Annotated in this window: 28 protein-coding genes; 25 read left to right on the top strand and 3 right to left on the bottom strand. The window is 47.3% G+C overall.

Features of this window, described 5'->3' with window-relative positions:
* Positions 1–48: 48 nt before the first annotated feature.
* The 21 genes from ACQY1X_RS06260 to secY all read left to right on the top strand — a co-directional run bounded on the left by ACQY1X_RS06260 (position 49) and on the right by secY (position 12446).
* Entirely contained in the window at positions 49–534 is a 486-nt protein-coding gene (locus ACQY1X_RS06260) for a DUF4079 domain-containing protein (RefSeq protein ID WP_430014194.1), read from the top strand.
* Positions 535–717: 183 nt separating this feature from the next.
* Entirely contained in the window at positions 718–1056 is a 339-nt protein-coding gene (locus ACQY1X_RS06265) for a P-II family nitrogen regulator (protein WP_002746593.1), read from the top strand.
* 819 nt (positions 1057–1875) lie between these two features.
* A complete protein-coding gene (gene rplC, locus ACQY1X_RS06270; RefSeq protein ID WP_151695071.1) occupies positions 1876–2514 on the top strand; it encodes a 50S ribosomal protein L3 in 639 nt (212 codons plus the stop codon).
* A gap of 20 nt (positions 2515–2534) precedes the next feature.
* Positions 2535–3167: a 50S ribosomal protein L4 gene (gene rplD, locus ACQY1X_RS06275; protein WP_002732765.1), complete on the top strand. Its 633-nt coding sequence runs from the start codon at positions 2535–2537 to the stop codon at positions 3165–3167.
* Positions 3157–3462 (top strand): 50S ribosomal protein L23, encoded by a 306-nt coding sequence (locus tag ACQY1X_RS06280; RefSeq protein WP_002753910.1) that lies wholly within the window; start codon positions 3157–3159, stop codon positions 3460–3462. The genes rplD and ACQY1X_RS06280 overlap by 11 nt, the downstream gene beginning before the upstream one ends.
* Before the next feature lie 33 nt (positions 3463–3495).
* Positions 3496–4329 (top strand): 50S ribosomal protein L2, encoded by an 834-nt coding sequence (gene rplB, locus ACQY1X_RS06285; RefSeq protein WP_430014195.1) that lies wholly within the window; start codon positions 3496–3498, stop codon positions 4327–4329.
* Between the two features lie 30 nt (positions 4330–4359).
* Positions 4360–4641 carry a 30S ribosomal protein S19 gene (gene rpsS / locus ACQY1X_RS06290; protein ID WP_002753908.1) on the top strand — a complete coding sequence of 94 codons (282 nt, stop codon included), beginning with the start codon at positions 4360–4362 and terminating at the stop codon, positions 4639–4641.
* Between the two features lie 153 nt (positions 4642–4794).
* The gene (rplV, locus tag ACQY1X_RS06295) at positions 4795–5154 is read left to right on the top strand and encodes a 50S ribosomal protein L22 (protein WP_002746605.1); all 360 of its coding nucleotides are present in this window, start codon (positions 4795–4797) and stop codon (positions 5152–5154) included.
* A 23-nt stretch (positions 5155–5177) separates the two neighbouring features.
* Positions 5178–5906: a 30S ribosomal protein S3 gene (rpsC, locus tag ACQY1X_RS06300; protein ID WP_002733683.1), complete on the top strand. Its 729-nt coding sequence runs from the start codon at positions 5178–5180 to the stop codon at positions 5904–5906.
* A gap of 30 nt (positions 5907–5936) precedes the next feature.
* Complete coding sequence (rplP, locus tag ACQY1X_RS06305) at positions 5937–6356, top strand: 50S ribosomal protein L16 (protein ID WP_002734310.1); 420 nt, start codon at positions 5937–5939, stop codon at positions 6354–6356.
* Positions 6356–6574, top strand: coding sequence for a 50S ribosomal protein L29 (gene rpmC, locus ACQY1X_RS06310; RefSeq protein WP_002731956.1), 219 nt, complete (start codon positions 6356–6358; stop codon positions 6572–6574). Before rplP ends, rpmC begins: the two co-directional genes overlap by 1 nt.
* Positions 6575–6580: 6 nt before the next feature.
* Positions 6581–6823: a 30S ribosomal protein S17 gene (gene rpsQ / locus ACQY1X_RS06315; RefSeq protein ID WP_002734070.1), complete on the top strand. Its 243-nt coding sequence runs from the start codon at positions 6581–6583 to the stop codon at positions 6821–6823.
* Positions 6824–6843: 20 nt separating this feature from the next.
* On the top strand, positions 6844–7212 hold the full coding sequence (rplN, locus tag ACQY1X_RS06320) for a 50S ribosomal protein L14 (RefSeq protein ID WP_002732358.1): 369 nt from the start codon (positions 6844–6846) through the stop codon (positions 7210–7212).
* 72 nt (positions 7213–7284) lie between these two features.
* A complete protein-coding gene (rplX, locus tag ACQY1X_RS06325) occupies positions 7285–7638 on the top strand; it encodes a 50S ribosomal protein L24 (RefSeq protein WP_002733835.1) in 354 nt (117 codons plus the stop codon).
* A gap of 54 nt (positions 7639–7692) precedes the next feature.
* Complete coding sequence (gene rplE / locus ACQY1X_RS06330) at positions 7693–8232, top strand: 50S ribosomal protein L5 (protein WP_002734750.1); 540 nt, start codon at positions 7693–7695, stop codon at positions 8230–8232.
* A 201-nt stretch (positions 8233–8433) separates the two neighbouring features.
* On the top strand, positions 8434–8835 hold the full coding sequence (rpsH, locus tag ACQY1X_RS06335) for a 30S ribosomal protein S8 (protein ID WP_002734721.1): 402 nt from the start codon (positions 8434–8436) through the stop codon (positions 8833–8835).
* A gap of 104 nt (positions 8836–8939) precedes the next feature.
* Complete coding sequence (gene rplF, locus ACQY1X_RS06340; RefSeq protein ID WP_430015491.1) at positions 8940–9509, top strand: 50S ribosomal protein L6; 570 nt, start codon at positions 8940–8942, stop codon at positions 9507–9509.
* A gap of 3 nt (positions 9510–9512) precedes the next feature.
* Positions 9513–9875 carry a 50S ribosomal protein L18 gene (rplR, locus tag ACQY1X_RS06345; protein ID WP_002753900.1) on the top strand — a complete coding sequence of 121 codons (363 nt, stop codon included), beginning with the start codon at positions 9513–9515 and terminating at the stop codon, positions 9873–9875.
* 26 nt (positions 9876–9901) lie between these two features.
* A complete protein-coding gene (rpsE, locus tag ACQY1X_RS06350; RefSeq protein WP_002733669.1) occupies positions 9902–10423 on the top strand; it encodes a 30S ribosomal protein S5 in 522 nt (173 codons plus the stop codon).
* Positions 10424–10433: 10 nt separating this feature from the next.
* The gene (gene rplO / locus ACQY1X_RS06355) at positions 10434–10877 is read left to right on the top strand and encodes a 50S ribosomal protein L15 (RefSeq protein ID WP_002731743.1); all 444 of its coding nucleotides are present in this window, start codon (positions 10434–10436) and stop codon (positions 10875–10877) included.
* Between the two features lie 249 nt (positions 10878–11126).
* Entirely contained in the window at positions 11127–12446 is a 1320-nt protein-coding gene (secY, locus tag ACQY1X_RS06360) for a preprotein translocase subunit SecY (RefSeq protein WP_002753894.1), read from the top strand.
* 119 nt (positions 12447–12565) lie between these two features.
* Here secY and ACQY1X_RS06365 read toward each other — a convergent pair whose 3' ends face one another.
* Positions 12566–13747 (bottom strand): RNA-guided endonuclease InsQ/TnpB family protein, encoded by a 1182-nt coding sequence (locus tag ACQY1X_RS06365; RefSeq protein WP_430014196.1) that lies wholly within the window; start codon positions 13745–13747, stop codon positions 12566–12568.
* 90 nt (positions 13748–13837) lie between these two features.
* On the opposite strand from ACQY1X_RS06365, the gene ACQY1X_RS06370 reads away from it, so the two are divergent.
* The gene (locus tag ACQY1X_RS06370) at positions 13838–14404 is read left to right on the top strand and encodes an adenylate kinase (RefSeq protein WP_046660588.1); all 567 of its coding nucleotides are present in this window, start codon (positions 13838–13840) and stop codon (positions 14402–14404) included.
* Between the two features lie 576 nt (positions 14405–14980).
* Entirely contained in the window at positions 14981–16882 is a 1902-nt protein-coding gene (gene glmS, locus ACQY1X_RS06375) for a glutamine--fructose-6-phosphate transaminase (isomerizing) (protein WP_430014197.1), read from the top strand.
* A gap of 79 nt (positions 16883–16961) precedes the next feature.
* Here glmS and ACQY1X_RS06380 read toward each other — a convergent pair whose 3' ends face one another.
* Together ACQY1X_RS06380 and ACQY1X_RS06385 are read right to left on the bottom strand one after the other, a co-directional pair.
* Positions 16962–17225, bottom strand: coding sequence for a type II toxin-antitoxin system RelE family toxin (locus tag ACQY1X_RS06380; RefSeq protein ID WP_002733564.1), 264 nt, complete (start codon positions 17223–17225; stop codon positions 16962–16964).
* Positions 17218–17409 (bottom strand): hypothetical protein, encoded by a 192-nt coding sequence (locus ACQY1X_RS06385; RefSeq protein ID WP_002734734.1) that lies wholly within the window; start codon positions 17407–17409, stop codon positions 17218–17220. The genes ACQY1X_RS06380 and ACQY1X_RS06385 overlap by 8 nt, the downstream gene beginning before the upstream one ends.
* Before the next feature lie 319 nt (positions 17410–17728).
* Between ACQY1X_RS06385 and ACQY1X_RS06390 the strand changes: the two genes are divergently transcribed.
* Both ACQY1X_RS06390 and ACQY1X_RS06395 read left to right on the top strand, forming a co-directional pair.
* Complete coding sequence (locus ACQY1X_RS06390) at positions 17729–19216, top strand: type I restriction-modification system subunit M (RefSeq protein WP_430014198.1); 1488 nt, start codon at positions 17729–17731, stop codon at positions 19214–19216.
* 3 nt (positions 19217–19219) lie between these two features.
* A complete protein-coding gene (locus ACQY1X_RS06395) occupies positions 19220–19411 on the top strand; it encodes a hypothetical protein (protein WP_311131730.1) in 192 nt (63 codons plus the stop codon).
* Positions 19412–19554: the final 143 nt, after the last annotated feature.

Genomic DNA, 19554 nt, shown 5'->3' on the forward strand with positions numbered 1-19554 from the left:
TCGGCTAAAATCTTAGGCAAAAGGGTTTTGTAAAGTTAGGTAACAAACATGAATCAAAGTTTAAGTGATGCGCTAGAGCCGATCGCCGCTGCCTTTCGCAGTCTCGGAACTCCCGAACCGATCGTTCATTGGGGACATCCAGTCATGATGGGGATCGTGGTTTTAGTTATGGGTAGTTATACTGCCTATGCCGGTTGGCAAAGCCGTTTAAGCCAAGATGGGGAAGTAGTAGCCAAAAATCGGGCTGATCACCGCAAACTCGCCCCCTGGCTGTTTTTATTTATCACTCTCGGTTACACCGGCGGTATTTTATCCCTAGTCATGCAGAAACATCCCATCCTCGAAAGCAGCCATTTTTGGACAGGATCGATCGCGATCGGTTTATTAGCTTTCAATGGATTATTGTCCCTAACTGGCTTCGCTGTCGGGAAAAAAGAACTTTTCCGGACTGTTCACGCCTATATCGGCAGTATTGCCCTAATTTTACTGCTGGTTCACGGTGTTTTTGGTCTTCAGTTAGGATTATCTCTCTAGTTGGTTTATTCATGGCCTCGGGTGGGCCAATTCCCACCCAGAAATTTTTCACCACAGAAGACTGTGGCCAAGGCCAATAATTGAAGAAATCATGACTTTAAGCGCTATTGTCGGGATTCTGCGTTTAGAATTAACAGTTAATTCACCAAGAAGGTATCGTCACGCAACGAGGAGATAGATATTTTGAAGAAAGTAGAAGCGATTATCCGACCCTTTAAACTGGAAGAGGTGAAAATCGCCCTAGTTAACGCGGGCATTGTCGGCATGACTGTCTCCGAAGTTAGAGGTTTCGGTCGTCAGAAAGGTCAATCGGAACGTTATCGCGGTTCCGAGTACACCGTCGAATTTCTCCAAAAACTCAAGATCGAGATCGTCGTCGAAGATAAGCAAGTCGATATGGTCGTCGATAAGCTGATTTCGGCAGCCCGTACCGGTGAAATCGGAGACGGTAAAATCTTTATCTCCCCCGTGGAACAGATCGTCCGCATCCGTACCGGAGAAAAAGACCTGCAAGCGATTTAACCTCCAAACAAGGGATGATAGTACAATGCTGTCATCCCCCCCCATTGAAACTAATCCCCATCAAGCAGTGTAACCTAATTTGATAGCGACCACCAACGACCGATTCCCCCAAACCAAAACTTTGTACCTCACCATTAAGATAAATACTATAATTGCAATCTGCTGAATATCAGTTTAAGCCTTGCTATAAAAGAGTTTTGCCAATTTTTTGGCTAAAAAAGTGCCAGAAACCTGAAGGGATGACAAGCAGATTGAAAGTGAGACAGGGTGTGGGGGATAGGGAAAAACCTTGAGACTTTCCCCGCAATGAAGACGAGAGAATTAAGTTAATCAATTTCAAGGGTGACAGCGAGGAGATTTTCCCAAAAAACCACAGGCTAGACCCTGCACCCAGCCTAGACTTCAACCTCATTGTCACCCCTTCCTTCAGCCAGACTAGATAGGATCATTGCCGGTGACTGAAAAAACCTCTTGCCTAAAAAGTCACAAATGTTATATAATGTTTGATCGTGGCCAAAATCGGTCTTAGGTGGTGCTAAAGGCACTACTGAGCAGAACCGCCTTGGTCGCTCGGTCTTCGCCGGGATACTGAAGATAAACCCTTTAAGTCCCCAAGAAACAAAGACCAGCAACAATCTAGGCAGAACCAGCAACCCTGTCTAGTCCTACTTACGAATTTAACGGGATGCCAGCTTAAATAACTCCAAAAAAGTCATTCAAGTTGGGCAGGCTGATAAAGCGGGAAAGATTTTTCTCGCTCCTATAGCCACGGCCACGTTATTTTTGATTGTCGTCTAGTAAAGATAAAGAGAACAATCCGTGTCTATCGGTATCCTCGGTACAAAACTGGGCATGACCCAAATCTTCGACAACAAAACGGGAGTCGCCATTCCCGTCACCGTCGTTCAAGCCGGTCCGTGTCCCGTCACCCAAGTCAAAACGAAAAAAACCGACGGTTATGAATCCATTCAAGTGGGATACAAAACCGTCAAAGAAAAAGCCCTCAACAAACCGCTACTCGGTCATTTAGCCAAAGCCGGTGTCTCCCCCCTGCGGCATTTAATCGAATACCGCATCGAGGACGCATCCGCCTACACTTTAGGTCAAGAAATTACCGCCGCTATCTTCCAAGAGGGCGATTTAGTCGATGTGGCTGGAACCACCATCGGACGGGGTTTCTCCGGCTATCAAAAACGCCATAACTTCAAGCGCGGTAACATGACCCACGGTTCCAAAAACCACCGTCTCCCCGGTTCCACCGGTGCCGGTACTACCCCCGGCCGGGTTTTCCCAGGTAAGAGAATGGCCGGACAATACGGAGCAACCCAAGTGACCATCCGCAAACTGTCCGTGGTCAAAATCGATAGCGAACGCAACCTGATCCTGATCAAAGGAGCCGTCCCGGGTAAACCAGGAACCCTGTTAAACATCACCCCCGCCAAGAAATTTGGTAAATAGGGCAAGGAAAGATTAAAGCCATGGTTAACTACACAGTCAAAAATTGGCAAGGGGAAGAAGCGGGAACAGGCACCCTGGAACTGAAAACCGCTAAACCCGAAACCGCCAAACATCTAATTCACCGCGTCGTCGTCAGCCATCTAGCGGCGGCCCGCCAAGGTAATGCCTCCAGCAAAACCCGCTCGGAAGTGCGCGGCGGTGGTCGCAAACCCTGGCGGCAAAAAGGCACCGGTCGGGCCCGGGCCGGTTCGATCCGTTCTCCCCTCTGGCGTGGTGGCGGTGTCATATTCGGACCAAAACCGAGAGATTTTGAGGTTAAGGTCAATCGCAAAGAGAAAAGATTAGCCCTGAGAACCGCTTTGATCAGCCAGGCCGATAACTTTATCGTGGTGGAAAGCTTCGCCGAACAATTCTCCCAACCCAAAACCAAAGAACTCACCGCTGCCTTAAGTCGCTGGGGAGCCAGTCCAGAGGAAAAAATTCTGCTGATTTTGACGGAAATTCCCGAAAATGTCTATTTATCGGGACGTAATATCTGCAATCTCAAAATTATTCGCGCCGATAGTCTCAACGTCTATGATGTCATCCTAGCCGATCGAGTTATCGCCACCGCCGCAGCCCTAGCTAAAATTGAGGAGGTCTATGGTGCTTAGAACTGAAGCCAGACAACTCGCCGATCTGATCCTAAAGCCGATCGTGACCGAGAAAGCCACCCTACTCCTAGAACAAAATAAATACGTCTTCGATGTCGCCTTGAAAGCGACCAAGCCGGAAATTCAAGCGGCGATCGAATTGCTGTTTGACGTGAAAGTAACGAAAGTGAACACCAGCCGCCCCTCTCGTCAGAAAAAACGCGTCGGCCGTTTCCTCGGTTACAAACCCCAATACAAACGCGCGATCGTGACCCTAGCAGCTGGCGACTCGATCGCCCTCTATCCTGACGTATAACCACCAAGAAACCCGATAACGGAAAACTAAACTATGGGTATTCGCTCTTTTAGACCTTTAACCCCCGGGACAAGGCAGGCGGCCATCTCCGACTTTAAAGAGATCACCAAAACCGAACCGGAAAAGTCCCTAACTCATCGCAAACACAGCAAACAAGGGCGTAATAATCGCGGTGTCGTTACCAGTCGTCACCGGGGCGGCGGCCATAAGCGCCTCTACCGGATTATCGATTTTCGTCGCGATAAACGGGATATTCCCGCCACAGTAGCGGCGATCGAGTACGATCCTAACCGTAACGCCCGCATTGCCCTACTTTTCTACAAAGACGGGGAAAAACGCTACATCATCGCCCCCGCCGGTTTAGGCGTTGGTGATACCGTCATCGCCGGGGAAAACGCTCCCTTCGAGGTCGGTAATGCCCTACCCTTAAGTCGCATCCCCCTAGGGACAGAAGTTCATAACATCGAACTCGTTCCTGGTCGCGGTGGTCAAATGGTGCGGGCTGCTGGTGGTTTCGCCCAAGTGGTAGCGAAAGAAGGCGATTACGTTACCATCCGCCTCCCCTCCAAAGAAGTACGCATGATCCGGCGTGAATGCTACGCCACCATCGGAAAAGTCGGTAACTCCGAAGCGAGAAACATCAGTCTCGGTAAAGCCGGCCGTACCCGTCACCGCGGTCAACGCCCCCATGTTCGGGGTAGCGTCATGAACCCAGTGGATCACCCGCATGGAGGTGGAGAGGGTCGCGCTCCGATCGGACGTTCCGGCCCGATGACTCCCTGGGGTAAACCCGCCCTCGGTCGCAAAACTCGCAACAAGAAAAAACGCAGTAGCGATCTCATCGTGCGCCGTCGTACCCAGGGTTAGAAATTATTACTTTACTTTTGACTGAAAATTATGGGTCGTTCACTGAAAAAGGGGCCATTTGTCGCCGGCCACCTGATGGAAAAAATCGAAAAACTCAACGCCCAGGGCAGTAAACAAGTGATTAAAACTTGGTCCCGGGCCTCGACAATCATTCCCGATATGGTCGGTCACACGATCGCCGTTCACAACGGCAAACAGCACGTTCCCGTCTATGTTTCCGAGCAGATGGTCGGTCATAAACTCGGTGAATTCGCTCCCACCCGCACCTTCCGTGGCCACGCCAAGAGCGACAAAAAAGCAGGACGGAAATAGATCGGTGGGCGGTTATCTTAAAACCGTCAGCCCCCGGTCAGCGTTCAGATAACCATGAGATGGTGGGTTACGGCGACTAGATAAATTAATAACTAAGTCTTATAAGTTGTCGTCGCCTAACCCACCCTACCTAACTGATAACTGATAACTGAAATGACCATCGATACCTCTAACGAAGTCAAAGCGATCGCCCGCTATATTCGGATGTCACCCCTGAAAGTCAGACGGGTACTCGATCAGATCCGCGGTCGCTCCTATCGGGAAGCCCTAATTATTCTCGAATTTATGCCCTACCGGGCCTGTGATCCGATTCTGAAAGTCCTGCGTTCCGCCGTTGCCAACGCCGAAAATAACGAAGGACTCGATCCCGCCACTTTGGTGGTTAGCCAAGCCTTTGCCGATGGCGGACCGACCCTAAAACGTTTTCGACCCCGGGCCCAAGGCCGCGCCTACCAAATTCGCAAACCCACCTGTCATATCACCGTCGCCGTCGCTCCTAGCAACAAAGACTAATCACCTTAACTAAAAAAACCACAATGGGACAAAAAATCCATCCCCTCGGTTTTCGTCTCGGCGTTATCAAAGATCACAAATCTTGCTGGTATGCCGACGCGAAACGTTACCCCGAATTAGTGCAAGAAGATCGCCGCATTCGTGAATACGTCGAGAAAAACCTCGCTAATGCCGGTATCGCCGATATTCGCATCGAACGTAAGGCCGATCAAGTAGATATTTCCATCCATACCGCTCGCCCTGGGGTCGTCGTCGGTCGTGGTGGTACGGGAATCGAACAGCTGCGCCTAGGTTTGCAAAAAGCCCTCGGTGGCCAGCGTCAAATTCGTATTAACGTCATCGAAGTGGCTCGCGTTGATGCCGATGCCAATCTGATCGCCGAATACATAGCCCAACAACTAGAAAGACGGGTTTCCTTCCGTCGTGTGGTGCGGCAAGCTATCCAACGGGCGCAAAGGGCTGAAGTCAAAGGGATCAAAATTCAAGTTAGCGGCCGTCTCAACGGGGCAGAAATCGCTCGGACTGAATGGGTGCGGGAAGGACGAGTTCCCCTGCATACCCTGCGGGCCGATATCGATTACTCCTATAAAACCGCCAGCACCATCTACGGGATTCTAGGGGTGAAAGTTTGGATCTTTAAGGGCGAAATTATCCCCGGCCAAGAAGAAATTGCCGCCGCCGTTCCCGCTCAAGCACCGCGCCGTCAACAGCGTCGTCGTCAACAGTTTGAAGATCGCTCTAGCGAAGGCTGATCCCTAATATTTATCAGTGGTAAATAGCTCATGTTAAGTCCCAAAAGAACAAAATTCCGCAAACAACAGCGCGGACGGATGCGCGGGCTGGCCACCGGCGGAAATACGATTAATTTCGGCGATTTCGCCCTGCAAGCCACCGAACCCTGTTGGATTACTTCCCGTCAAATCGAAGCCGCCAGACGGGCAATGACTCGTTATATCCGTCGGGGTGGCAAAATCTGGATCCGCGTTTTTCCTGATAAACCCGTCACCCAACGAGCCGCAGAAACTCGGATGGGTTCTGGGAAAGGTTCCCCCGAATTCTGGGTGGCCGTGGTTAAACCGGGGTTCATTATGTTTGAAATTGCCGGGGTAGCCGAACCAGTGGCCCGGGAAGCAATGCGCCTAGCCGCCCAAAAATTACCGATTAAGACCAAATTTATCACTCGCGAGGAGGATTTTGTCTAATGGCTCTACCGAAAATCGCCGAAGTGAGGAAGATGAGTGATGACGACATCGCCGACGCTATCCTCGCTGCCAAAAAGAAACTGTTTGAATTGCGTTTGCAACAGGCCACCCGCCGATTGGAAAAAACCCACGAATTCAAACACACCCGCCACCGTCTCGGCCAATTATTGACCGTAGAACGGGAGCGCCAACTAGCCCAGTCCACCCCGGAGGCATAACCCGCTATGGCAGTTAAAGAAAGAGTTGGGGTAGTGGTCAGCGACAAAATGGATAAAACCGTAGTGGTAGCCATTGAAAACCGCTCTCCTCACCCTAAATACGGCAAAATCGTCGTAAAAACCCAGAAATTTAAGGCTCACGACGCAGAAAATCAAGCCAAACAAGGCGATCGAGTTCGCATTCGTGAAACCCGCCCCCTCAGTAAAACCAAACGTTGGGAAGTGGCGGAAATATTAACCGATAGTTAAATTTCACCTAGGTAAAAACCGTGATTCAACAACAAACCTACTTAAATGTCGCTGACAATAGCGGGGCGCGGAAACTAATGTGTCTGCGGGTGCTGGGAACAGGTAACTGTACCTACGGTGGCATCGGTGACAAAATTATCGCCGTGGTTAAGGACGCTATCCCCAATATGCCCGTGAAAAAATCCGATGTGGTCACTGCGGTGATTGTGCGGACCCGTCAAACCGTCCGTCGCGATAGTGGCATGAGCATCCGTTTTGATGATAACGCCGCCGTGATTATTAATAATGACGGTAATCCCAAAGGTACGCGGGTTTTTGGTCCGGTCGCTCGGGAATTGCGCGATAAAAACTACACCAAAATTGTTTCCTTAGCCCCAGAAGTTCTCTGATCAAAGTGAAAAGTACCAAGGCAATTGGCTGATGGCTAGTCTAAAACTTTTCACACCTTGAGGTCAAAAAAAATGAGTAAGAAAAACATTCAAACCCCACCCCAAAGGCAAAAAATGCACGTTAAAAAAGGGGATGTCGTTCAAGTAATCGCCGGTTCCGATAAGGGCAAGGTGGGCGAAATTTTACGCGCTTTACCCCAAGAAAGTACCGTGGTGGTCAAGGGAGTTAATATCCGCACCAAACATACTAAACCCCAACAGGAAGGGGAATCGGGTCAAATCGTTACCTACGAAGCACCGATTCACAGTTCCAAAGTGATGCTTTATTCCGAGAAGAAAAAAATCGCCAGTCGGGTGGGTTATACCTTTACCGAAGACGGTCGGAAAGTGCGGATACTGAAGAAAACTGGCGAAATTATCGATTAGTTTCCCATCAATTCTAGTTCCTGACCAAGCCCAGGAAAAGCAAGCAGCAAAACTATGAGCCAAAAACTAAAAACCACCTATCAAGAAACCATTGTTCCTAAACTGAAAGAACAATTTGGTTATACCAATATCCACCAAGTACCTAAAGTTATCAAAATTACTGTTAACCGCGGTCTTGGGGAAGCTTCACAAAACGCCAAAGCTTTGGAGTCTTCCAAGGAGGAACTGTCCACCATCACCGGACAACAACCAGTAGTGACTAGAGCTAAAAAAGCGATCGCTGGCTTTAAAATTCGCGAAGGAATGCCCGTGGGTGTCATGGTGACATTGCGCGGCGATCGAATGTACGCTTTTTTAGACCGTCTCATTAATCTGGCCTTACCACGCATTCGCGACTTTCGCGGTATCAGCGGTAACAGTTTTGATGGTCGTGGTAACTACAGTTTAGGCATTCGTGAACAGTTGATCTTCCCTGAAATTGAATACGACAAAATCGATCAAATTCGCGGGATGGACATCTCAATCATCACCACCGCTAAAAACGACGAAGAAGGACGCGCCCTCCTCAAAGAGATGGGAATGCCCTTTAGATAAATCAATCAAGAGAAAAGTAAACAGTGACCAGTAAATAAGTGAACAGTGAACAGCAAACAGTAAACAGTAAACAGTGATTCAGTCAAAAGACAGCAGGAAACTGCTATTTAATACTACTCACTTAATACTCAAATCTGATAACTGATAACTGATAACTGACCACTGATGTTGATCCCAATTTAGGAGAAAAACAGGTAATTCATGTCTGCTAACGATACCATCTCGGATATGCTGACCCGCATCCGTAACGCTTGCGCGGTTCGGCAGACCACTACTCAAATTCCCACCACGCGGATGACGCGCAGTATTGCCCAAGTTCTCAAGGACGAAGGCTTTATTGCTGACTTTGAGGAAGTGGGTGAGGGGATTAAATCTCAATTAGTTCTTTCCCTCAAATATAAAGGCAAAAACCGTCAACCGATCATTACTACCCTCACCAGAGTCAGTAAACCGGGCCTGCGAGTTTATTCCAACAGTAAAGACTTACCTCGCGTCCTCGGTGGCATTGGCATCGCCATTGTTTCCACCTCTAAAGGCATTATGACCGATCGCGAAGCGCGTAAACAAAACGTTGGCGGCGAAGTCCTTTGCTACATCTGGTAAACAAGGATAAGCTATCAGCCGTCAGCCTTTCCAAGTTTAAACCCGATAGCTGACCCACTGATAACTCTTCCCTGATAACTGATAACTGATAACTGATAACTGTTATGTCTCGTATTGGCAAACGCCCGATCCCTATTCCCAATAAAGTCACCGTCGATATCGATGGTGCTACCGTGACGGTGAAAGGACCTAAAGGAACTCTCCAGAGAACCCTACCCACCGCCGTCACCATCAATAAAGATGGCGAAACCCTGCTCGTTACCCGTCAAGACGATTCGCGTACCGCCAGAGAACGCCACGGACTCTGTAGAACTCTAGTAGCCAACATGGTGGAAGGAGTTGCTACTGGTTTTCAAAAACGCCTCGATATCCAAGGGGTGGGCTACCGCGCCCAGGCGCAGGGTAGTAAATTAGTTCTTAATGTTGGTTACAGTAAACCCGTGGAGATGGAGATGCCCGATGGTGTTTCCGTCGCCGTAGAAAACAACACCCAAGTTATCGTCAGTGGCATCGACAAAGAAGCGGTCGGTAACATTGCCGCTAAAATCCGCGAAGTTCGTCCCCCCGAACCTTATAAAGGAAAAGGGATTCGCTATCTTGGTGAAGTTGTCCGTCGCAAAGTTGGTAAAGCTGGCGGTAAAGGCGCTAAAGGCGGTAAAGGAGGTAAAAAATAAACCATGAAACTTAGTCGCAAAGAATCAGTCCGTCGTCGTCACCAGCGTGTGCGTCGCAAAATTAATGGCACTGCTGAACGGCCGCGTTTATCCGTATTTCGTTCTAATAACCACATCTACGCCCAAATTATCGACGACGTAGCCCAACACACCCTCGCTGCCGCTTCTACCCTAGAGGCAACCTTGCGCGGGGAATTAGAATCCACCGCTACCCAAGAAGCCTCGGCTGCCGTGGGTAAACTGGTGGCCCAACGGGCCCTAGACAAAGGCATCGAACAAGTGGTTTTTGATCGCGGTGGCAATCTCTATCACGGTCGCGTCAAAGCCTTAGCAGAAGCGGCTCGGTCAGCCGGCTTAAACTTCTAAAATATCCTTTCAACACTGATAAAACTATGGCAAAACGTCGCAAAGGCAACCGCGAAAAAGAAAAAGAAACCACTTGGCAAGAGCGGGTCATCCAGATCCGCCGGGTTAGTAAAGTGGTTAAGGGTGGTAAAAAACTCAGCTTCCGGGCCATTGTCGTGGTCGGTAATGAAAACGGCCAGGTGGGAGTGGGAGTCGGCAAAGCAGGGGACGTTATCGGGGCCGTCCGTAAAGGCGTGGCCGATGGCAAAAAACAACTAATTGAAGTCTCCTTAACTAAGGCTAGTTCTATCACTCACCTCACCCGGGGTGCTTCCGGAGGCGCTCAAGTGATTATGCGTCCGGCTGCTCCGGGGACTGGGGTTATTGCCGGGGGTGCTGTCCGTACCGTTTTAGAATTGGCTGGGGTAAAAAATATCCTCGCTAAACAACTCGGTAGCGATAACCCCCTCAATAACGCTAGAGCCGCCGTTAACGCCCTGGAAACTCTCCGCACTTTCTCGGAAGTTGCTAAGGATCGAGGCGTATCTATAGAACATTTGTACACATAGAGAAATCACCATGAAACTCCACGAAATCGCCCCCCAACCGGGGTCAACTAAACGCCGTCGTCGTGTGGGACGGGGTGTCTCGGCCGGCCAGGGCGCTAGCTGCGGTCTGGGAATGCGCGGACAAAAATCTCGCTCTGGGACGGGGACTCGTCCCGGTTTTGAGGGGGGACAAATGCCCCTCTATCGTCGGGTGCCGAAATTAAAGCATTTTCCTTTGGTTAACCCCCGTCAATACACGATCGTTAATCTGAGAAAATTAGCTTCTTTACCCGCTAATACGGAAGTTACCTTGGAAAGTCTCCTAAAAGCTAACATTCTCACCAGCAACGACGGTCCTTTAAAAGTTTTGGGTGATGGTGAAATTACCGTTCCCCTCAAGGTGAAGGCCGCCGCTTTTAGCAATAGTGCTAAAGAGAAAATTACCGCCGCTCAAGGTACTTGGGAAGAGATATAAATTTCCCAGCAGATTAGGAGACAGGAGACAGGAGACAGGAGGCAAAAGGCAAAAGGTAAAGGGCAGCTTTGTTCTCCCCACACCCCACACCCCACACCCTAACACCCAATCCCCACACCCTAACACCCAATCCCCAAGACCGGATTGCTATATCATAAGAAACACAGGGGAAATCTTAAAAAAATCGAGAAAGTTTTCCCCCTCGATTACTTTTTCCCATAAAAAAAACTGCACTAGAGGTAACTGTTAATGGTCGTCAGTCGTGATAAGGCTCCCACGGCACAGGAAACGTTTATGCAAATGGCACAAGCGGCCGGTTTACGCGGTCGCTTGTTGATTACATTGGGTTTACTGGTTCTGCTCCGTTTTGGGATGTTTGTACCGATCCCCGGTTTGGATCGGGCAAGATTAGCAGAAATTATTCAAAGTAACGCCGCTTTGGGAATCCTTGACCTGTTTACTGGGGGAGGATTATCGACGTTAGGGATTTTTGCCCTCGGCATTCTTCCCTATATCAACGCCTCAATTATCGTGCAACTACTCACCGCGGCCCTTCCTTCTTTGGAAGATTTACAGAAAAATGAAGGAGAGGCAGGACGGCGAAAAATTGCCCAAATTACCCGTTATATTGCCTTTGCTTGGTCAATTATTCAAAGTATCGGTATTACTCTCGGTTTATTGGTGGCTAACGGCGTTGTGGCTGGAACTTTACCCTCGATCGCCGCTACGGTTCTCGCTTTAGTGGCCGGTTCTATGTTCGTGATGTGGATTTCGGAACTGATTACGGAACGCGGTCTGGGAAATGGAGCATCTTTGCTGATTTTTGTCAACATTGTCGCTGTTTTACCAAAAACCCTCGGTGATACGATTACTTTTGCTCAACAGGGGGGGCGACAGGCGATCGCTCAAGTGGTGATTCTCTTGCTGGTTTTCTTGGTGATGATTATCGGCATTGTTTTTGTTCAGGAGGGAACCCGTCGGATTCCGATTGTTTCTGCCCGTCGTCAAGTGGGTCGTCGTCTCTATCGGGAAAGAACCAGTTATCTACCCCTACGACTCAATCAAGGGGGCGTAATGCCGATTATTTTCGCCTCCGCAGTGTTGGTCTTACCTTTTCAATTGGTGCAAGCTTTACCCACGGATAACCCGGTCGGTCAGGTTTTAGTCCAGTTGGTTAATGCCCTGCGTCCCGATAGTTGGGGTTATGTGGCTTTTTATAGCTTACTAATTCTCGGTTTTAGTTTCTTCTACGCTTCCCTGATCGTTAACCCCAAGGATATGTCCCAAAACCTGAAAAAAATGGGGACCAGTATTCCGGGGATTCGACCGGGGACCGCTACTACTAATTATCTGGAAGGGGTGCTGAATCGTCTCACCCTTTTGGGCGCTCTCTTTTTAAGTTTGGTGGCTACTGTGCCGACTGTAGTAGAAAGCGCCACCGGTGTCACCACTTTTCGCGGTTTGGGGGCAACTTCCCTATTAATTCTGGTGGGGGTGGCGATCGATACGGCGAAACAAATTCAAACCTATGTCATCTCTCAACGCTATGAGGGCATGATTAAACAGTAGTTAGATAGTCAGCCAGTGACCTTTTAGCGGTTACTGGTTGTTTTTTCCCTTAAAACCCTATATTTAATCCTTGACATCCTCGCCGCCGTAAACGGACGGTGATTCCCAAACCTCACGATTTAGGTTTCTGCTTGGGGTCCCGAAGGATTTTTCGCACCTGCCTTAACAGATTTACTCTGTTCTGGTCTTATGGTCGCTCTACAGACTGACACCGCAAGCCCTGCGGCCAAAATATTTTTACTCGCGTTAATATCTCGGTCATGGTGTGTCCCACAGTCTGGACAATCCCATTCTCGAACATTTAACGGCATTTTCTCAGCAATATACCCGCAATTACTACACCTTTTAGAGCTAGGAAACCATCTATCTATTTCGATGTAATTTCTCCCATACCAACGGCATTTATAGGCTAATTGTCGAGTGATTTCTCCCCAGCTTACATCAGATATTGCCTGAGATAACTTGGGGTTTTTGACCATATTCTTAACGGCTAAATTCTCAACCACAATCGTTTGGTTTTCACGAACTAATTGAGTGGTTAGCTTATGTAGATGGTCTTTTCTACTATCGGTGATTTGAGCGTGAATCTTGGCTACTTTGATTCTTGCTTTTTCCCGATTTTTTGACCCTTTCTGTTTTCTAGAAAGGCTTTTTTGGGCCTTTCGCAGTCTCCGATAATGCTTTTTAAAGTGCTTAGGATTAGATACTTTGTCACCATCGCTGGTAATCACAAGGCTACTAATTCCTAAGTCAATTCCGATGGCTTTATCTGTTACTGGTAATGGCTTAATTGTTGGGTCATCAAATCTAATTGAGATATGCCAACGTCCAGAAGGATGTAATCTGACTGTTACTGTACTTGGGTCACAGCTTTCTGGTATTTGTCTTGACCATCGAATAGGTAAAGGTTCTGTGCATTTGGCTAAATAGATTTGTCTGTCTTTGAATTTAAAAGCAGACTTAGTAAATTCGGCACTTCCTCCCTGATGTTTTTTCTTAAAGTTAGGATACTTAGTACGACCAGTAAAGAAAGTAGTAAAAGCTGTTTGTAAATGTCTTAACCCTTGTTGTAAAGGTACACAGCTAACTTCATTGAGAAAGTTTAATTCTTCTTGTTTTTTCCAATCGGTTAGCATTGAAGAAGTTTGAGCGTAGCCTACTCTTTCTTGCTTTTCATACCAAGCTTGTGTTCGTTCGTGGAGAGCTTTATTGTAAACCAATCTTACACATCCCAAAGTGCGCCGCAATAGCGACTCTTGTTCTGGTGTCGGGTAAAATCGGTAAGAATAGGCTTTTTCCATACCTCACATTTTAGCATATATTTCGTAAATGTGCTAATATTTAACAGTAAAGCCGTCGTAGAACGACGGGGTTTCAGACCCAAATTTTCGATGAGCAAACGGATCGGTGTGATATTTTTGGGACCGCCCGGATCGGGAAAAGGTACCCAAGCGGCAAAATTAGCGGAATCTCTGACGATTCCCCATATTTCTACTGGTGAAATTTTACGTCAAGCAATTACAGAGAAGACAGAACTTGGTCAGCAAGCACAAGCTTATGTGGAAAAGGGCGAATTAGTCCCCGATGAGTTGTTATTAGGTTTAATTCAGGAACGTTTAAAACAGCCTGACAGTGCTAAGGGTTGGATTCTTGATGGTTTTCCCCGCACGGTGGCACAGGCGAGCTTTTTAGACGCATTACTGGAAGAATTGGCCGATAGTTACACATTTGTGGTTAATTTGGCTGTACCAGATACGGTCTTAATTGAGCGTCTCATGCAACGGGGTCGTCAAGATGATACTAAAGAAACGATCGCCCGTCGCCTACAGGTTTATATCGACCAAACTGCCCCCGTTTTAGATTATTACGGTCAAAAGGGGACTCTTAACCATATCGACGGTAATCAACCGATGGACGCGGTTACTGCCGCTCTAACAGCAGTTGTCATTCCTGTGTAAAGTTTCTCTCAGCGATCAGTAATCAGTAATCAGTCAGTAAAAATTACCACTTTTTATAAGTTTTTTATATCAAACAAGCTTTAATAGTTGAGAATATTTAAATTCACATTTCGCAATATTTATCTTTTCTTAAGAATTTATTGAAAATAATTCTCATTTGTTTACGAGGTTGCAATACTTCCAGCGATTATAGTATAATTTCGCAGTATGAAATGATGGGTTCCTCTGTGCTTTTTGGGGTTTTTAGCTGTCTGTTGATCCTGAAAACCCTTGCTAAATCTACACTCACCTATTCAGCAACAGCAATAAATGGCAGTTAAAGAGCCTTTTTTCAGCCAACCCGTTGATCAATTAATTGTGTAGTTTTGTTGCAAAGAGAAAGTTTTTTTGACAAAAAGAACAAAGTGTGCTGCTGAGTGATCTATATTGCTTGTATTTATTCTCCCCTCTCCCCACAGCCCAATCTCCTAGAAGGGAAACTTTACCCTTGCCCCTGCGTCTTGAGCTTCTAAGCAAACAAGCGCCACGCTTGCGATAGAATAGATTGGACTTAGCCTAAATGGGGTCAGCGAAAGAATGTGCGGAATTGTTGGCTATATCGGAACCCAAACAGCGATCGATATTCTCCTAGCTGGATTGGAACGTTTAGAATATCGGGGTTATGATTCGGCAGGGATTGCCACAATTCTCGAAGGTGAATTACATCGAGTCCGCGCCCAGGGAAAACTCTACAATCTGCGAGAAAAATTAGAACAGGAAGTTAATCCCTCCCAAATTGGCATCGGTCACACCCGTTGGGCAACCCACGGCAAACCCATAGAAAGTAATGCCCATCCCCACACCGATAACAGTCAACGGGTGGCAGTGGTACAGAATGGCATTGTCGAAAATTTTCAGGCATTAAGAACAGAATTAAAGGGGAAAGGCTGCATATTTGACTCGGAAACCGACACAGAAGTTATTCCCCATCTAATCGCCAGTTATCTACCCAAACCTACCGATGAAGAAGACTTAGGGGTGAGTCCTTTCCTCAAGGCAGTTTTAAGGGCGATCGAACGTTTAGAGGGTGCTTTTGCCCTAGGGGTGATTAGTCCCGATTATCCCGATGAATTGATTGTCGTGCGGCAACACGCCCCTTTAATCATCGGTTTCGGTCAAGGGGAGTTTTTCTGTGCCTCCGATGTTAGTGCTTTGGTTCCCCATACCCGGGCAGTGCTGTCCTTGGATAATGGCGAAATCGCTCGGTTAACACCCTTGGGAGTAGAAATTTATAATTTTGAAGGGAAAAGAGTCCGTAAAAGCCCCAGAGTCCTCGATTGGAGTCCGACCAACGTAGAAAAACAGGGCTATCGTCACTTCATGCTCAAGGAAATCCACGAACAACCAGGAGTGGTGCGCGACTGTTTAGGGACCTATCTGCATCCCCATTGGACAGCACAAAATGGGGATAATGTCAACCCGATAAATCTTAATTTTTCTGAGGAAATTTACGAAAATTTAGAACATATTCAGATTTTAGCCTGTGGGACCAGTTGGCACGCTAGTTTAGTGGGTAAATACTTGATTGAGCAGTTGGCGGGTATTCCCACAAGGGTACAGTACGCCTCGGAATTTCGCTATGCACCCACCCCCCTGATGCCCAATACTTTAACTATCGGGGTGACACAATCGGGGGAAACAGCCGACACTTTAGCGGCTTTGGAAACGGAAAAACAGCGTCGTTTAGGATTAGAAAAAAAATATCAGGCCCGGATTATCGGGATTACTAATCGCCCCGAAAGTACCCTAGCACAAATGGTCGATCAGATTATTAATACCCAAGCGGGGATCGAAATCGGGGTGGCGGCAACTAAGAGTTTTACCGCCCAGTTATTGGGTTTTTATCTCTTAGCTTTGGATTTATCCTATCGTCGTCAAACTCTGTCTTTAGAGAGAATCGAGGAAATTATTAATCAAATGCGATCGCTGCCAAGATCGATCGAAACTGTCTTAGAAACACAGGAAAAAGCGATCGAAGAATTGGCCCATGAATTTAATGACACCCAGGACTTTATTTTCTTGGGACGGGGGATTAATTTCCCCATCGCTTTAGAAGGGGCCTTAAAACTCAAAGAAATCAGTTATATTCATGCGGAAGGCTATCCCGCCGGAGAAATGAAACACGGACCAATTGCGCTTTTAGATGCAAAAGTTCCCGTAGTAGCGATTGCGATGCCGGGGATAGTTTATGATAAGGTTCTCTCCAATGCACAGGAAGCAAAAGCAAGGGATGCGCGGTTATTGGGAGTAGTTGCTGACAGCGATACGGAAGCACCAAAAGTCTTTAATGATTTGTTGTATGTGCCGGAAATTGAGGAATTATTATCGCCAATTTTAACAGTAATTCCCCTACAATTGCTCTCCTATCATATCGCAGCCCGTCGCGGTTTAGACGTGGATCAGCCGCGCAATTTAGCCAAAAGTGTCACGGTGGAATAGGGTTCGGTTGGGGGAGATTCAGCTAATCTAAGGATAGGCGGTTAAAATGCGTCTTAGCTTACATGGGCATTTTAATTTTTTATTCTTGATAAACATCTTGTCGGTGTCCGATTCTAGTAACCTTTATTATTTTATCATTATCCTCTATTGTGTAAACAATGCGGTAATCACCAACACGAAGCCGATACATTTTATCTTCTCCTTTTAGTTTTACAACACCAGAGGGACGGGGATCTTGCTGTAATTTCTCAAGACTGTCACTCACCCGTTGCCTAATCGAAGAAGGTAATTTTTTAAATTCTTTAGCCGCAGAGGTTTTCAATCGAATTTGATAATTACTCATCGAATGTATTTTCTGTTTCTAATTCTTGTTTTAATTCATCCCAAGAAATTTCTGATTCATTTTCTCGACTACGAGAGACTAAAATATCAGAAAAGTCTTCCCAAAGCTCTCCCCATTCTTCTAAGTCAATGAGAACAGCTTTCTTTTCCCCTTTTTCATTAATCACAAAGTTAATTCCTTTCATAATTGTTTGATAACTTGAACTTATATAGGAGCGATCAATCTTTGTGTCCTTTGTGTCTTTGTGGTTTGTTCCACCTCCTCGCCAGTTTTAAGTAGGTAGGCGTTAAAAATTATCAGATGCCCCCCTTATCAAGGGGGGACTAAGGGGGGATCGGCACTCCCCTTATCAAGGGGGGCAGGGGGGATCGAACCTAAAATCCATCTTTAATTCAATTATAACCAGCTACTTAGAATATATTTTACCCAGAAAACCTAAGAGATCCCCCGATTTTCAGTACAATATTACTGCAATATTAAAAGCAGTGAACGAGTAAACAGCGATGATCACCGGCGAATTAAAATCAAAAATAGATAAACTTTGGACAACCTTCTGGAATAACGGCATTAGTAACCCGCTTTCGGTAATCGAGCAGATTTCCTATTTACTCTTCATCAAGCGCCTAGATGACCTAGAACTAGCTAAGGAGCGTAAATCCCAACGATTAGGCGAAAACCTCGAAAATCCCACCTTTACCCTCAGCCAACAGCATATCCGTTGGTCCCACTTCAAAAATCTCGATGATGCCGAGACAATGCTCCAGATTGTCCGGGATGAAGCGTTTCCCTTTATCAAAGATCTGGGACAGTTTTCTAAGGGTAGCACCTACGCTAAACACATGAAGGACGCGGTGTTTCTCATCGCCTCCCCGGCCCTGCTGGCCACGGTAATCGAGCAAATTGAAAAAATCCCCATGGAGGATCGGGACACCAAGGGAGACCTTTACGAGTATATGCTCTCGAAACTGAGTACAGCCGGGACTAACGGACAGTTTCGCACACCGCGCCATATTATCAAAATGATGGTGGAGTTATTAGCACCGGGACCCCGGGAGGTTATCTGTGATCCGGCCTGTGGCACAGGAGGCTTTTTAGTGGCGGCTGCCGAGTATGTGCGGGAGTTAAAGGACAGTGAGGGGGGACGTTTGCTCCATGAACGCGGCAACCTAGAGCATTTCAATAACCAAATGTTCCACGGTTTTGATTTCGATGGGACGATGTTACGCATCGGCAGCATGAACCTGATGTTACATGGTATCGAGCAGCCGATTATCGAGGCCCGGGATTCCCTATCGGAGGATCACGCCGGGGTAGAGGATAGTTTTACCATGATTCTGGCTAATCCACCGTTTAAGGGTTCGCTGGAGAAGTCCACTATTGCCAAGGATTTATCGAAAATCATCGACACCACTAAAACCGAGTTATTATTCATGGCCCTGTTTTTGCGCTTGCTGAAGACGGGGGGAAAAGGTGCGGTAATTGTGCCGGATGGGGTGCTATTTGGCTCGTCCAAGGCCCATAAGGACATCCGCACCATCTTGGTAGAAGAACATAAGCTAGAGGGGGTGATATCGATGCCGTCGGGGGTGTTTAAACCTTACGCGGGGGTATCTACCGCAATCCTGATTTTTACGAAGCTGGGGGTAAGGGAAAAGGGGACTGACTTCGTTTGGTTTTATGACATGGTGGCGGATGGTTTCTCTCTCGATGATAAGCGCCAACCGATTGCCGATAATGATATCCCGGACTTGCTGCGCTGTTGGCAGCAACGCGACTCCGCTAAGGATACCAATCGCCAAGCAAAGGCGTTTTTTGTGCCTCGCGAGGAGATTCAGGCCAATGCTTATGATCTATCAATTAACCGCTATAAGGAGATAGAGTACGAGGAAGTGAGCTATGAGCCGCCGAAGGTGATTTTACAGAAGTTAAGAGATTTAGAGGCTGATATTCGTCAGGATTTGGACGCATTAGAGGAGATGTTAGGAGATTAGGAGATGAAAAATCTACAGCCATTAGACCTACATCCTCTCAAAACCGAATCCGAGTATGAGGCCGCTTTACTGGAGATTGAGTCGCTTCTGGAAGTACCTCCGGGGACACCGGAAGCAGCGCGCTTAGATTTGCTTGCCACACTGCCATCCGATCCCCCCCAACCCCCCTTAAAAAGGGGGGAGAAGAGTTTATAGTAGGGTGGGTTAGACGGCAACAATCTAGGCGTTAAAGTCAATCTAACAATCCGTCGTAACCCACCGCTTTAGTCAACCGAAAGGATGTTTGATTTATGTTTGAAAATAAGATTGATCAGGTTTTACACGCATTAAAGGAGATG

This window comes from Microcystis protocystis FBCC-A270 (assembly GCF_050500235.1).
Lineage (GTDB): Bacteria > Cyanobacteriota > Cyanobacteriia > Cyanobacteriales > Microcystaceae > Microcystis > Microcystis ichthyoblabe_A.

Bases quoted from the DNA above. Each gene is read 5' to 3' on its own strand.
- ACQY1X_RS06260 (WP_430014194.1), top strand. From the start codon at position 49: ATGAATCAAAGTTTAAGTGATGCGCTAGAGCCGATCGCCGCTGCCTTT.
- rplD (WP_002732765.1), top strand. From the start codon at position 2,535: ATGGTTAACTACACAGTCAAAAATTGGCAAGGGGAAGAAGCGGGAACA.
- ACQY1X_RS06280 (WP_002753910.1), top strand. From the start codon at position 3,157: ATGGTGCTTAGAACTGAAGCCAGACAACTCGCCGATCTGATCCTAAAG.
- rplB (WP_430014195.1), top strand. From the start codon at position 3,496: ATGGGTATTCGCTCTTTTAGACCTTTAACCCCCGGGACAAGGCAGGCG.
- rpsS (WP_002753908.1), top strand. From the start codon at position 4,360: ATGGGTCGTTCACTGAAAAAGGGGCCATTTGTCGCCGGCCACCTGATG.
- rplV (WP_002746605.1), top strand. From the start codon at position 4,795: ATGACCATCGATACCTCTAACGAAGTCAAAGCGATCGCCCGCTATATT.
- rpsC (WP_002733683.1), top strand. From the start codon at position 5,178: ATGGGACAAAAAATCCATCCCCTCGGTTTTCGTCTCGGCGTTATCAAA.
- rplP (WP_002734310.1), top strand. From the start codon at position 5,937: ATGTTAAGTCCCAAAAGAACAAAATTCCGCAAACAACAGCGCGGACGG.
- rpmC (WP_002731956.1), top strand. From the start codon at position 6,356: ATGGCTCTACCGAAAATCGCCGAAGTGAGGAAGATGAGTGATGACGAC.
- rpsQ (WP_002734070.1), top strand. From the start codon at position 6,581: ATGGCAGTTAAAGAAAGAGTTGGGGTAGTGGTCAGCGACAAAATGGAT.
- rplX (WP_002733835.1), top strand. From the start codon at position 7,285: ATGAGTAAGAAAAACATTCAAACCCCACCCCAAAGGCAAAAAATGCAC.
- rplE (WP_002734750.1), top strand. From the start codon at position 7,693: ATGAGCCAAAAACTAAAAACCACCTATCAAGAAACCATTGTTCCTAAA.
- rpsH (WP_002734721.1), top strand. From the start codon at position 8,434: ATGTCTGCTAACGATACCATCTCGGATATGCTGACCCGCATCCGTAAC.
- rplF (WP_430015491.1), top strand. From the start codon at position 8,940: ATGTCTCGTATTGGCAAACGCCCGATCCCTATTCCCAATAAAGTCACC.
- rplR (WP_002753900.1), top strand. From the start codon at position 9,513: ATGAAACTTAGTCGCAAAGAATCAGTCCGTCGTCGTCACCAGCGTGTG.
- rpsE (WP_002733669.1), top strand. From the start codon at position 9,902: ATGGCAAAACGTCGCAAAGGCAACCGCGAAAAAGAAAAAGAAACCACT.
- rplO (WP_002731743.1), top strand. From the start codon at position 10,434: ATGAAACTCCACGAAATCGCCCCCCAACCGGGGTCAACTAAACGCCGT.
- secY (WP_002753894.1), top strand. From the start codon at position 11,127: ATGGTCGTCAGTCGTGATAAGGCTCCCACGGCACAGGAAACGTTTATG.
- ACQY1X_RS06365 (WP_430014196.1), bottom strand. From the start codon at position 13,747: ATGGAAAAAGCCTATTCTTACCGATTTTACCCGACACCAGAACAAGAG.
- ACQY1X_RS06370 (WP_046660588.1), top strand. From the start codon at position 13,838: ATGAGCAAACGGATCGGTGTGATATTTTTGGGACCGCCCGGATCGGGA.
- glmS (WP_430014197.1), top strand. From the start codon at position 14,981: ATGTGCGGAATTGTTGGCTATATCGGAACCCAAACAGCGATCGATATT.
- ACQY1X_RS06380 (WP_002733564.1), bottom strand. From the start codon at position 17,225: ATGAGTAATTATCAAATTCGATTGAAAACCTCTGCGGCTAAAGAATTT.
- ACQY1X_RS06385 (WP_002734734.1), bottom strand. From the start codon at position 17,409: ATGAAAGGAATTAACTTTGTGATTAATGAAAAAGGGGAAAAGAAAGCT.
- ACQY1X_RS06390 (WP_430014198.1), top strand. From the start codon at position 17,729: ATGATCACCGGCGAATTAAAATCAAAAATAGATAAACTTTGGACAACC.
- ACQY1X_RS06395 (WP_311131730.1), top strand. From the start codon at position 19,220: ATGAAAAATCTACAGCCATTAGACCTACATCCTCTCAAAACCGAATCC.